Here is an 11,888-nt window from a genome sequence, read left to right on the forward strand (position 1 = left end):
AACATGACTGAAAACAACGAACTGATCCGCTCCTCCGCCGCAGCGCTCGCCGGCAAGCTCGCCGCCCGCGAGGTCACCGCCGTCGAGGTCACCCAGGCGCACCTGGACCGCATCGCCGCCGTCGACGGCAAGGTCAACGCCTTCCTGCATGTCAACACGGAAGAGGCGCTCGCCGTCGCCGCCGAGGTGGACGCGATCCGCGCCGCCGGCGGCGCCGCTGCCGAGGAGCTGCATGCCCTCGCCGGTGTGCCGATCGCCGTCAAGGACCTGATCGTCACCGTCGGCCAGCCCACCACGGCCGGCTCGAAGATCCTCGAAGGCTGGCACAGCCCCTACGACGCCACCGTGGTCAAGCGCCTCCGCGCCGCGAAGATGCCGATCCTGGGCAAGACCAACCTGGACGAATTCGCGATGGGCTCCTCCACCGAGCACTCCGCCTTCGGCCCCACCCACAACCCCTGGGACCTGGACCGCATCCCCGGCGGCTCCGGCGGCGGTTCCGCCGCCGCCGTCGCGGCCTTCGAAGCCCCGCTGGCCCTCGGCACCGACACCGGCGGCTCCATCCGTCAGCCCGGCGCCGTCACCGGCACTGTCGGCGTCAAGCCCACCTACGGCGGCGTCTCCCGCTACGGCGCCATCGCCATGGCCTCCTCGCTGGACCAGATCGGCCCGGTCTCCCGCACCGTGCTGGACTCCGCCCTGCTGCACCAGGTCATCGGCGGGCACGATCCCCACGACTCCACGTCGCTGCCGGACCCGCTGGAGGACCTCGTGGCCGCCGCGTCGATCGGCAACGTGCACGGCATGAAGATCGGCATCATCAAGGAACTCCACGGCGAGGGCTACCAGGCCGGCGTCGAGAACCGCTTCAACGAATCCCTCGAGCTGCTCAAGGACGCCGGCGCCGAAATCGTCGAGGTTTCCTGCCCCAACTTCAAGTACGCCCTGGGCGCCTACTACCTGATCATGCCGTCCGAGGCCTCCTCCAACCTGGCCAAGTTCGACGGCGTCCGGTTCGGCCTGCGGGTCCTGCCCGAAGACGGCCCGATGACGATTGAACGCGTCATGGCCGCCACTCGCGCCGCCGGCTTCGGCGACGAGGTCAAGCGCCGCATCATCCTGGGCACCTACGCGCTGAGCGCCGGCTACTACGACGCCTACTACGGCTCGGCCCAGAAGGTGCGCACCCTGATCCAGCGCGACTTCGACGCCGCGTTCGCCAAGGCCGACGTGCTGATCTCCCCGACGGCGCCCACGACGGCGTTCAAGCTCGGCGAGAAGCTTAACGACCCGCTGGCGATGTACCTCAACGACGTCGCCACCATCCCCGCCAACATGGCCGGCGTCCCGGGGCTGTCCCTGCCCGGCGGCCTGGCCGACGAGGACGGGCTGCCGGTCGGCGTCCAGCTGCTGGCCCCGGCCCGCCAGGACGCCCGGCTGTACCGGGTCGGTGCGGTGCTCGAATCCCTGCTCGAGGCGCAGTGGGGCGGCCCCCTGCTCGACAAGGCCCCCTCGTTGACGGGCTCATCCCTTACTGACGCTGCCGCTTCGAGCCACGGAGGTTCCCACTAATGACTGACGCAACCCTCAGCTTCGAAGAGGCGATGGAGAAGTACGATCCCGTCCTGGGCTTTGAGGTCCACGTGGAGCTCAACACCAAGACCAAGATGTTCTCCTCCGCGCCGAACGTGTTCGGCGACGAGCCCAACACCAACGTCAACGAGGTGGACCTCGGCATGCCCGGCGTCCTGCCCGTGGTGAACAAGACCGCGATCGAGTCCTCGATCAAGATCGGCCTGGCGCTCAACTGCAAGATCGCCGAGACCTGCCGCTTCGCCCGGAAGAACTACTTCTACCCGGACACCCCGAAGAACTTCCAGACCTCGCAGTACGACGAGCCCATCGCGTACGACGGTTACCTCGACATCGAGCTCTCCGACGGCACGGTGTTCCGCGTCGAAATCGAACGCGCCCACATGGAGGAGGACGCCGGCAAGCTGACCCACATGGGCGGCGCCGCCGGTCGCATCCAGGGTGCGGACTACTCTCTCGTGGACTACAACCGCTCCGGTGTACCGCTGGTCGAGATCGTCACCAAGCCGATCGAGGGCGCCGGCAGCCGCGCGCCGGAGCTCGCGAAGGCCTACGTGGCCGCAGTCCGCGAGATCGTCAAGAACCTCGGCGTCTCGGACGCCAAGATGGAACGCGGCAACGTGCGCTGCGACGCCAACGTTTCGCTCCGCCCGCACGGCCGCGAACGCTTCGGCATCCGCTCCGAGACGAAGAACGTCAACTCGCTGCGCGCCGTCGAGCACGCCGTCCACTACGAGATCCGGCGGCACGCCGCCGTGCTCGAATCCGGCGAGCCGGTCATCCAGGAAACCCGCCACTGGCACGAGGACACCCGCTCCACGACGTCGGGCCGGCCCAAGTCCGACGCCGACGACTACCGCTACTTCCCGGAGCCGGACTTGGTGCCGATCACCGCGTCCCGAGAGTGGGTCGAGGAACTCCGCGCCACGCTGCCTGAGCCGCCGGCCGCCCGCCGCAAGCGCCTGCAGGCCGACTGGGGCTACTCCGACCTGGAATTCCGCGACGTCGTCAACGCCGGCGTCATGGACGAGATCGAGGAAACCATCGCCGCCGGCGCCACCGCAACGGTGGCCCGCAAATGGTGGATGGGCGAGATCGTCGGACGCGCCAAGAACGCCGACGTCGACCCCGGCCAGCTCGGCGTCGCCCCGGCCACCATCGTGGAGCTGAACAAGATGGTCGAGGACGGCAAGATCAACAACAAGATGGCCACCGGGGTCCTCGACGGCGTCCTCGCCGGCGAAGGCACGCCGGCGGAAATCGTGGCGAAGCGCGGCCTTGCCGTGGTCTCCGACGACGGCCCCCTGCTCGAAGCCATCGACGCGGCCCTCGCCGCGCAGCCCGGTGTGGCCGACAAGATCCGTGCCGGCAAGCTCCAGGCCATCGGCGCGATCGTCGGCGCTGTCATGAAGGCCACCCGCGGCCAGGCCGACGCCGGCCGCGTCAAGGAACTGATCCTGGAGCGCCTCGGCGTCGAAGGTTAGGTCGAAGGCTAACGCCCAGCCCAAACTGGCCCGCAGCAGGGCCGTTTTGAACCCTCAAAACGGCCCTGTTGCGGGCTGCGTGGGTTAACGGTCCGGATCAGGTGACCAGTTCCGTCATGATGGTCTGCAGCGCGTCGCAGACCATCATGACCGAGGTGCGTTTGAGGTTCTCTGGACGGGCCAGGACGTCGATCCGGCGCCGGGTGCTGATGCCTTCGAGCGGCCTCAGCACAATGTCCGGGTTCAGGACCGGCCGCGCCGTGTACCGCGGCAGCAGCCCGATTACGCTCCCCGTCGCCACCAGCGCGGCCACCGTGGAGTAGTCGTTGATCCGGTGCACGATGTTCAGTTCCCGGCTGGAGACGGCCGCCACGGCGGAGAGCACGTCCGCGGGGGAGTACCCGGTGCGGCTGGTCACCCAGGGTTCGCCGACGACGTCGTCAGCCGTCACCGCCCGCTGGCCCGCCAGCCGGTGCCCCGCCGGCAGCGCGACGTCCAGCGGCTCGTGCGCAAGCGGGATCACCGCGACGCGTTCCTCCGGCCAGCGCGGGCTGTGGTCCATCCGGTGCGCCAGCACCAGGTCATACCGGGCCGTCAGCGCCGGAAAGTCCTGCTGCGCCACGTCCTCGTCGGAGAGCAGGATCCGCGGCTGCCCGGGACCGGCCAGGAGCCGCGCGAGCGGCGCGAACAAGGCCTGCCCCGCGCTGTGGAAGCCGCTCAGCGTCACCGGCGCCACCGGGGAGCCGTGGTACGCGCCGATCGCCGTCCGGGCGTCCGCCATGGCGGACACGACGGCGGCCCCGGCATCCGCGAGCACCTGGCCGGCCTCCGTCAGGACGAGGTTGCGGCCCTCCTTGCGGGTCAGCGGGACCTCCACCGACTTCTGCAGCGCGGCCAGCTGCTGCGACACCGCCGACGGCGTGACCAGCAGGGTTTCGGCGACGGCCTTGACGCTGCCGAGGGCCCCCAGTTCGCGGAGCATCTCAAGCTGATGGATTTCCATGCCGCCCAGTCTATGCGCAAGGAAAAGCTAAATCGTCGATTGAGAAAAATACGGTTGTGCTAACGCTTTCCGTACGGGTCTAATGGGTGAGTTGTCCCACACCATCTGCCTCCACGGCAGAGTGTCCCAGAAGTTAGGAAGGCCCATGAAGGCTCTCTACAAGGCCGGTGCCCACGCAGGATTCGAACTCGTCGACCGCCCGGAGCCTGAAACCGGCGCCGGCGACGTCAAGATCCGCGTCATGACCACCGGCATCTGCGGCACCGACCTGCACATCCAGTCCTGGGACGCCTGGGCGCAGGGCATCATCAACGCCCCGCTGATCGCCGGGCACGAGTTCTACGGCGAGGTGGTCGAGGTCGGCGAGGATGTCCTCGACGTCAAGATCGGGGACCGCGTCTCCGGCGAAGGCCACATCGTCTGCGGCATCTGCCGCAACTGCCGCGCCGGGCGCAAGCAGATGTGCATCAACACCGTCAGCGTCGGGGTCCAGCGCGACGGCGCCTTCGCCGAGTTCGTGGTGATCCCCGAAACCAACGTCTGGGTCCACACCGACGCCTCGGTCACCCCGGAACTCGGTGCCATCTTCGACCCCTTCGGCAATGCCGTGCACACCGCGCTCAGCTTCCCGCTCGTCGGCGAGGACGTGCTGATCACCGGCGCCGGGCCCATCGGGCTGATGGCGATCGCCGTCGCCCGCCACGCCGGCGCCCGCAAGATCGCCATCACCGACGTCTCCGCCCCGCGGCTGGAACTGGCCCGGAAGCTCGGCGTCGACCTCGCCATCGACGTCTCGAAGATGCGCGTCAAGGACGCCCAGCGCGAACTGGGCATGCGCGAGGGCTTTGACATCGGCATGGAAATGTCGGGACACCCCACGGCACTGCCTGAGATGATCGACAACATGAACCACGGCGGCCGGATCGCGATGCTGGGACTGCCCAGCCAGTCCATCGACATCGACTGGGGCAAGGTGGTCACGCACATGCTGACCATGAAGGGCATCTACGGCCGCGAAATGTTCGAAACCTGGTACGCCATGAGCGCCATGCTGTCCTCCAACCCGGTACTGCACGCCAACATCTCCGCGGTCGTGACGGACACCCTTCCCGCCACCGACTGGGAGAAGGGCTTCGAGATTGCCCGCGCCGGTGTCGGCGGCAAGGTGGTCCTCGACTGGACCTGCTTCTAACCGCCACCGTTTCGGCCCACCGACCCACCAGCTGAGGAGCACAACCCATGTATTCAGCCATCAAGGACCAGTTGCAGAACGAACTGGACGGGATCCGCAGCGCCGGCCTGTTCAAGACCGAGCGGCACATTGACTCGCCCCAGGCCAACCACATCAAAGCCGGCCAGATCGGCGAGTCCAGCGCGGACGTGTTGAACTTCTGCGCCAACAACTACCTGGGCCTCGCGGACCACCCGGAGATCATCGCCGCCGCCAAGGCCGCGATGGACGAGCGTGGCTTCGGCATGGCCAGTGTCCGTTTCATCTGCGGCACCCAGGACCTGCACCTGGCGCTCGAGGAACGCGTCTCCAAGTTCCTCGGCACCGAGGACACCATCCTGTTCTCCAGCTGCTTCGACGCCAACGGCGGCGTGTTCGAATCGCTCTTCGGCCCGGAAGATGCCGTCATCTCCGACGCGCTGAACCACGCCTCGATCATTGACGGCATCCGGCTCTGCAAGGCCCAGCGCTTCCGCTACGCCAACCAGGACATGGCGGACCTCGAAGCCAAGCTGATCGAGGCCACCACGCAGGAGAATCCGGCCCGCCGCAAGATCATCGTCACGGACGGCGTGTTCTCGATGGACGGCTTCCTGGCCCCGCTGGAAGCCATCTGCGACCTCGCGGAAAAGTACGACGCCATGGTCATGGTGGATGATTCCCACGCCGTCGGCTTCATGGGCGGCACCGGCGCGGGAACCCCGGAGCACGCCGGCGTCTCCGACCGCGTGGACATCTACACCGGCACCTTCGGCAAGGCCCTTGGCGGCGCATCCGGCGGCTACGTCTCCGGCCGCCGCGAAGTCGTGGCCATGCTCCGGCAGAAGGCCCGCCCTTACCTGTTCTCCAACTCGCTGGCCCCGGCCATCGTCGCGGCCACGCTCAAGGCCCTGGACCTCGTGGAGAACTCCGGCGAACTGCGCAGCAAGCTCTTCGCCAACGCAGAACTCTTCCGGAACCGCATGTCCGAGGAGGGCTTCGAGCTGCTTCCGGGCGAGCACGCGATCGTCCCGGTGATGTTCGGCGACGCCGTCATGGCCGCCAAGGTGGCGGACGCCATGCTGCACCACGGGGTCTTCGTGACCGCGTTCAGCTACCCGGTGGTCCCCAAGGGCGCGGCGCGGATCCGCGTCCAGCTCTCCGCCGCGCACAGCGCCGACGACGTCGAGTCCTGCGTGCAGGCTTTCGTGCGCAGCCGCGCCGCGGTGGCAGCAGCCTAGGACGGATCCCCGAGGCCGGACCCCAGCTCAGCACGGGGTCCGGCCTGGGCCGGCCTTGCTGGTTCATCCCGGGTTCCTCCTCTTGCTGGTCCGCGGGACATGCCCAGTCCTGGCAGCGAGGACTGGACATAGTGCCACTATGTCCAATGGCCGCGGCCAGGGAAGGGCATGTCCCGGTCCGGAACGCAGGGCGCCCGGGCGCACGCCTCGGCGTGGGCTGACGCGACATCTGCAAGGATGGAACCATGTCAGCCCATTACGATGTCGTGATTGTCGGCGGCGGTATCGCCGGCCTGTCCCTTGCCTCTGCCCTTGCCGGAAAGTGCAGCGTTGCGCTGGTGGAAGCCGAGCAGACACTGGCGTACCACACGTCTGCGCGCTCGGCCCGGCAGCTGATCCCCAGCTACGGGCCTCCGGTGGTCCAGGAGCTCACCCTCCGCACCCTGGAACTGATCGCGGGGCAGGACGCCGGCCGGCCGGAACCGGTGCTCTCACCGCGCAGCTTTATGCTGATCGGCGACGACGCCGCCGTCCAGGAGCAGGCCAGCGGCCACATGCGGCCCATCACCCACGCCGAGGCCCTGGAACTCTGCCCGGCCCTGGCCCCGGATTCCTTCTCCGCCGCCGGCCTGGACACCGGTTCCTTCGCCTGCAACGCCCCCGTGCTGCTGGAGGACCACCGCCGGCGTGCGCAGGAGGGCGGCGTGGACATCATCACCGGCGCCAGGGTCCACTCGGCCCAGCGCCTCGGCTCAGGCTGGGAACTCGGTGCCGGGCAGGAAGGCTTCCAGGCCGCCGTCGTGGTCAACGCCGCCGGTGCCTGGGCCGACGAACTCGCCGTGCTCAGCGGCGTAGAGAAAGTCCAGCTGCAGCCGTACCGGCGCACCGCGGCGATTGTCGACGTCGAGCATCCCCTTCCGCAAAACAGCCCAATGGTGGCCGCCGCCGATGACAGCTTCTATTTCCGGCGAGACGGCGAACAGGTCCTCATCTCGCCGTCGGAGCATGAACCGAGCGGGCCCGAGGATGCGCAGCCGCACCCGGGCGACATCGAGGCGCTGATCGCCCGGCTCAACACCCTCACCACCCTCGGCATCCGCGGCGTCCGCCAGGCCTGGACCGGGCTGCGGACGGAAGCGGCCGACGGTATCCCGGTGGTGGGGTTCGACGCCGAAGCCCCCGGATTCTTCTGGCTCGCCGGCCAGGGTGGCTACGGCTTCCAGACGTCCTCCGGCATCGCCGAACTGGCCGCGGAACTCGTCCTCGCAGGCCAGGGAGCCTCTGCGGTTCCGGGCGGGGCCCAAGCAGCCGGTCCGGCATCCCGGACAGTGGAAGCGCTGGCGGCGACACGCTGGTCCATCCGACGCTGAAGAATGGACTCATGAGCACCCTCATTACCAACATTGCCGAGCTGATGACCCAGGACGCGGACCACCGGGTCCTGAAGAACGCGGCGGTGGTCATCGAGGGCGAACGGATCTCGTGGCTTGGCTCCGCGGCGGACGCGCCGGCCGCCGACGACGCCGTCGACGCCGGGGGCCGGGCCCTGCTGCCGGGCTGGGTCGACTCGCACACCCACCTGATCTTCGCCGGCGACCGGACCGGCGAGTTCGAGGCCCGGATGGCGGGGGAGAGCTACAGCGCCGGCGGAATCGCCGTGACCACCGGCGCCACCCGGAGCACCAGCGACTTCGACCTCACCCGGCTCGCGATGGGCCGGGTCGCGGAAGCCGTCTCGCAGGGCACCACCTACCTCGAAACCAAGACCGGGTACGGCCTGGATGTGGAGAACGAGGCCCGCAGCGCCCGGATCGCCTCCACCGTGGCGGACGAGGTCACCTACCTCGGCGCGCACCTCGTGCCCGCCGGGATGGACGCCGAGGAATACACGGACCTGGTCTGCGGCCCCATGCTCTCGGCCGTCCGGCCGTTCGTGCACTGGGCCGACGTCTTCTGCGAGCGGGGCGCCTTCGATGAGGACCAGTCCCGGCGCGTGCTCCAGGCCTGCCGCGACGCCGGGCTGGGCCTGCGCGTGCACGGCAACCAGCTCGGCGAAGGCCCCGGCGTGCGGCTCGCCGTGGAATTCGGTGCCGCGAGCGTGGACCACGTGAACTACCTGTCCGTCGCCGACGTCGACGCCCTCGCCGCCAGCTGGTCCGGCTGGGACGCCGCGTCCGGTGACGGGCGCGGCACCGTGGCGACGTGCCTGCCGGCATGTGACCTGTCCACCCGCCAGCCGCTGGCGCCGGGCCGGGAACTGCTCGACGCCGGCGTGCAGCTTGCCCTGGCCTCCAACTGCAACCCGGGTACCTCCTACACCAGCTCGATGGCCTTCTGCGTCACCACCGCCGTGCTCCAGATGCGCCTGAGCGTCCACGAGGCGGTGCGCGCCGCGACCTACGGCGGCGCGCTGGCGCTCGGCCGGGAGTCAGGGAACGACGCCGACGGGGAACGCGCCGTCGGCTCGATCGCCGTCGGACACCGCGCGGACCTGCACCTGCTCAACGCGCCCTCGGCCACGCACCTGGCCTACCGGCCCGGCATTCCGCTGACCCACGCCGTCTGGCGCGCGGGGGTCCGCGCCCGCTGACCCACCCAACTGACTCGCAGCAGGGGCTGTTTTGGACGCTCAAAACAGCCCCTGCTGCGAGTCAGTTTCGTTAGTTAGAAATACATCGGCGGGGCGTCGAGCACCGTTTCGTCGACGCGGCGCTCCACCCACTGGCTGAAGGGTTTGTCCAGCTCATACTTGCCCAGCTCGGTCCGCAGGAGGCTCCGGACCTCGGCATTGTCCGGGTTGTTGAGGGACTCGAAGTACTCCACGGACCAGTGGAACCAGCGCATGCAGAACAGCCGCATGGTGAGCCCGTGGGTGACGAACAGCGCGTTGGGGGCGTAGTCCGGCCTGGACCAGTGGCGGTACAGGGTTTCCATAAATGAGGAGACCCGGTCGTAGACGTCCGAGCCGGATTCGCCCTCCCGGAAGCGGTAGAAGAAGTGGCCGTAGGCGTTGCGGAGCTCCTTCTGGTCCTCGATCTCGCCGGCGATCTGGAAATTCGCCCAGTCCTGCTCCCGCAGCCGCGGCTCCTCGATGACCCGCTCGATCAGCGGACCGAGGTTGAGGGCCTCCAGGGTCTGGTAGGCCCGAAGGTAAGGGGAGACATACACGCAGGCCTGCTGGCCGTCCAGCAGCCGCCGGACCTGTTCACCGGCTGCCCGGGCCTGTTCCACACCGAGTTCGGTCAGCGGAATCCGGTAATCGGGCACCCGGTTGTAGATGGAAGTGTCGGCGTTGGCGGCGGACTGGCCATGCCGGATCAGAATGATTTTCCCGGGCGCACTCATAAACCCCAAGCATAGGGCCCGGCAGCGTCGCGGCCCCGATTCAGGCAACTACCGGCAACTGCAGGCAAGATGTAACCATGTTGGTTCCCTCCCGCCGCCGGCTGCGGCTTGAAATGTGGATTGTCCTGGGCTTGTCCCTGGGACAGTCGGCCGTGTATTCGGTGGTGCAGCTGCTGGACAAGATGACCAGGGCGCCGCTCGCCGAGGGGACCTCCACGCTGAACCGCTCGCAAAGCAGCCGCGAGTACTTCGACCTCACCTACCAGCTGCTGGACATCATCTTCGCCCTGGTCCCCGTGGTCCTCGTGATCTATTTCCTGACGGAAAACCGGCCGTCCGGCCACGGCATCACGGCCTTCCAGAGACTGGGCCTCAACTTCAACCGGCCCGGCAGGGACCTGCTGCAGGGCTTCGGCCTGGCGGCGCTGATCGGCATCCCGTCGCTGGGCCTCTACGCCGCCGGCCGCGCGCTCGGCATCACGACGGCGATCATTCCCAGCGCGCTGGACGCCTACTGGTGGACGGTGCCGGTGCTGGTCCTCTCCGCGATCCGGCACGGGATCGTGGAGGAAGTGATCGTGGTGGGCTACCTGCTGGACCGGCTCGGGAAGCTCGGCTGGTCCGTGCCTGCGGCCATCTTCGCCAGCGCCATGCTGCGGGGCAGCTACCACCTGTACCAGGGGTTCGGCCCGTTCATCGGCAATGCCATCATGGGCGTCATCTTCGCCGTGGTCTACACCAAAACCCGCCGGCTGATGCCGCTCGTGATCGCCCACGCCGTCCTGGACATCGTGGCATTCGTCGGCTTCAGCCTCTTTGGCAAGGCCATCGGCCTGGGCTGAGTGCGCACCAACACAAAGCAACGCGGAGTCACTTCGAGCCCATCCGGAGGCACTGGACGGGCGCGAAGTGACCCCGCGTCGCCTTTCAGAGCCGGCCGGGCCGCCGGTGCGCCGTTTCTGTATTGGCGTTAAAGTATTTCGGCCGTCATCGGTGGGTGACGTCATTGGCACCCGCTGATGGCGGCCGAAGTGTGGGGCGGTGAAACGTCAGATCGTGACGGCTCCGGAGGCCGTCTCGAACGTGACGGACAGGATGCCGGGGGTTCCGCGGGGAGCGATCCAGTTCACGGCCACGTCTTCCAGCGGCTTTTCCACCGGAACACCCAGCCATTCGGTGACGCGCTCGGCGGAGCCGGCAATCGTGAGGGCGGACATCTTGACCTGGCTCTCGTAGGCCTTCGACGGGTGGAGTTCCGGGTCGCCTTCCCACCTGAGCATGTACGGGACCTGGGGATCGGCGATGAGCCCGAGGATGCCGATCTGCTTCCAGACCAGTTCGCGGCCGTCCGGGAACTTGCGGTTGCCGTTGACGGCGGCGCGGCCGAGCCGCTCCTCGAACGGGGCCAGGTCGTCAACCTCGACGCACCAGCCCATCCAGCCGCCGCCTGCTTCGGAGCGGGCACGGACGGCCTGGCCGAAGGGGGCCTTGTCGGAGGCCGGGTGGTTCAGGACCTCCACGACCTCCAGGTACTTGTGTCCCGCGAGCGGGATGATCATGTTGCGGGTCCCGAATCGGGGGTGTACTCCGCCCTTCACGGCTTCGACGCCGAGGGCAGACGCAATTCGTTCGGTGGTGGCAGCGAGGCCATCTTGTTCACAGGCGTAAGAGACGTGATCCATGCGCATGACCTCATCTTGGCACTTTGTGATGCGGCTCTCAGCTTAGGCTCGCCTAACCGAGATGGGATGTCATTTTCGGGGTGCCCCCGAAGTGCTCTTTTCCGCGTCATTGCGCGGAACCAGGGGGCCCGGCCGGGCCAGCCGGCCGCCCGGCTTCATCTTCGTCACAAAGCTATCCAGAGCCCGGAACCCGTTCCTAGACTGGGGTCAGGTCATGAGTGCCAGCGCACAGCCCCGGCTTGCTGGCCGGCAACCCTCGTATCGCGGTGGGGTGCCCCGGGTGAAGACCTGGCCGTCCGGCGCCCGCCGGAAGGCAAGCGCGGCGCCAGA

10 protein-coding genes and 1 riboswitch are annotated in these 11,888 nt (G+C 68.3%); of the genes, 7 read left to right on the top strand and 3 right to left on the bottom strand.

The window, feature by feature from the left end; all coding sequences use genetic code 11:
• Window positions 1–3: 3 nt before the first annotated feature.
• Together gatA and gatB are read left to right on the top strand one after the other, a co-directional pair.
• Entirely contained in the window at window positions 4–1,572 is a 1,569-nt protein-coding gene (gene gatA / locus AC1DC5_RS09795) for an Asp-tRNA(Asn)/Glu-tRNA(Gln) amidotransferase subunit GatA (RefSeq protein ID WP_476865014.1), read from the top strand.
• Window positions 1,572–3,077, top strand: a complete 1,506-nt coding sequence (gene gatB / locus AC1DC5_RS09800; RefSeq protein WP_476865015.1) for an Asp-tRNA(Asn)/Glu-tRNA(Gln) amidotransferase subunit GatB — start codon at window positions 1,572–1,574, stop codon at window positions 3,075–3,077. Before gatA ends, gatB begins: the two co-directional genes overlap by 1 nt.
• 97 nt (window positions 3,078–3,174) lie before the next feature.
• Here the strand turns inward: gatB and AC1DC5_RS09805 are convergent, their stop codons facing one another.
• On the bottom strand, window positions 3,175–4,080 hold the full coding sequence (locus tag AC1DC5_RS09805) for a LysR family transcriptional regulator (RefSeq protein WP_441405585.1): 906 nt from the start codon (window positions 4,078–4,080) through the stop codon (window positions 3,175–3,177).
• Between the two features lie 145 nt (window positions 4,081–4,225).
• Between AC1DC5_RS09805 and tdh the strand changes: the two genes are divergently transcribed.
• From tdh to hutI, 4 genes are all read left to right on the top strand, one after another.
• A complete protein-coding gene (tdh, locus tag AC1DC5_RS09810; protein WP_441405584.1) occupies window positions 4,226–5,272 on the top strand; it encodes an L-threonine 3-dehydrogenase in 1,047 nt (348 codons plus the stop codon).
• 47 nt (window positions 5,273–5,319) lie between these two features.
• A complete protein-coding gene (locus AC1DC5_RS09815) occupies window positions 5,320–6,531 on the top strand; it encodes a glycine C-acetyltransferase (protein ID WP_476865016.1) in 1,212 nt (403 codons plus the stop codon).
• A gap of 245 nt (window positions 6,532–6,776) precedes the next feature.
• Window positions 6,777–7,901, top strand: a complete 1,125-nt coding sequence (locus tag AC1DC5_RS09820) for an NAD(P)/FAD-dependent oxidoreductase (protein WP_441405582.1) — start codon at window positions 6,777–6,779, stop codon at window positions 7,899–7,901.
• Between the two features lie 11 nt (window positions 7,902–7,912).
• Window positions 7,913–9,121 carry an imidazolonepropionase gene (gene hutI / locus AC1DC5_RS09825; RefSeq protein ID WP_441405581.1) on the top strand — a complete coding sequence of 403 codons (1,209 nt, stop codon included), beginning with the start codon at window positions 7,913–7,915 and terminating at the stop codon, window positions 9,119–9,121.
• A gap of 74 nt (window positions 9,122–9,195) precedes the next feature.
• Here hutI and AC1DC5_RS09830 read toward each other — a convergent pair whose 3' ends face one another.
• Window positions 9,196–9,876 carry a histidine phosphatase family protein gene (locus AC1DC5_RS09830; protein ID WP_441405580.1) on the bottom strand — a complete coding sequence of 227 codons (681 nt, stop codon included), beginning with the start codon at window positions 9,874–9,876 and terminating at the stop codon, window positions 9,196–9,198.
• A 77-nt stretch (window positions 9,877–9,953) separates the two neighbouring features.
• Here AC1DC5_RS09830 and AC1DC5_RS09835 point away from each other — a divergent pair, with 77 nt between their 5' ends.
• The gene (locus tag AC1DC5_RS09835) at window positions 9,954–10,718 is read left to right on the top strand and encodes a CPBP family intramembrane glutamic endopeptidase (protein ID WP_441405579.1); all 765 of its coding nucleotides are present in this window, start codon (window positions 9,954–9,956) and stop codon (window positions 10,716–10,718) included.
• Between the two features lie 207 nt (window positions 10,719–10,925).
• On the opposite strand, the gene AC1DC5_RS09840 is transcribed toward AC1DC5_RS09835, so the two are convergent.
• Window positions 10,926–11,564 carry a VOC family protein gene (locus tag AC1DC5_RS09840; protein WP_441405578.1) on the bottom strand — a complete coding sequence of 213 codons (639 nt, stop codon included), beginning with the start codon at window positions 11,562–11,564 and terminating at the stop codon, window positions 10,926–10,928.
• A gap of 204 nt (window positions 11,565–11,768) precedes the next feature.
• Window positions 11,769–11,884, top strand: a riboswitch (SAM riboswitch).
• Window positions 11,885–11,888 lie beyond the last annotated feature (4 nt).

The organism is Arthrobacter sp. 10L424 (genome assembly GCF_056395325.1).

Excerpts from the sequence above, each read along its gene's own strand:
- gatB (WP_476865015.1), top strand. The coding sequence starts at position 1,572 with ATGACTGACGCAACCCTCAGCTTCGAAGAGGCGATGGAGAAGTACGAT.
- AC1DC5_RS09805 (WP_441405585.1), bottom strand. The coding sequence starts at position 4,080 with ATGGAAATCCATCAGCTTGAGATGCTCCGCGAACTGGGGGCCCTCGGC.
- AC1DC5_RS09835 (WP_441405579.1), top strand. The coding sequence starts at position 9,954 with ATGTTGGTTCCCTCCCGCCGCCGGCTGCGGCTTGAAATGTGGATTGTC.
- hutI (WP_441405581.1), top strand. The coding sequence starts at position 7,913 with ATGAGCACCCTCATTACCAACATTGCCGAGCTGATGACCCAGGACGCG.
- AC1DC5_RS09820 (WP_441405582.1), top strand. The coding sequence starts at position 6,777 with ATGTCAGCCCATTACGATGTCGTGATTGTCGGCGGCGGTATCGCCGGC.
- AC1DC5_RS09830 (WP_441405580.1), bottom strand. The coding sequence starts at position 9,876 with ATGAGTGCGCCCGGGAAAATCATTCTGATCCGGCATGGCCAGTCCGCC.
- gatA (WP_476865014.1), top strand. The coding sequence starts at position 4 with ATGACTGAAAACAACGAACTGATCCGCTCCTCCGCCGCAGCGCTCGCC.
- AC1DC5_RS09815 (WP_476865016.1), top strand. The coding sequence starts at position 5,320 with ATGTATTCAGCCATCAAGGACCAGTTGCAGAACGAACTGGACGGGATC.
- AC1DC5_RS09840 (WP_441405578.1), bottom strand. The coding sequence starts at position 11,564 with ATGCGCATGGATCACGTCTCTTACGCCTGTGAACAAGATGGCCTCGCT.
- tdh (WP_441405584.1), top strand. The coding sequence starts at position 4,226 with ATGAAGGCTCTCTACAAGGCCGGTGCCCACGCAGGATTCGAACTCGTC.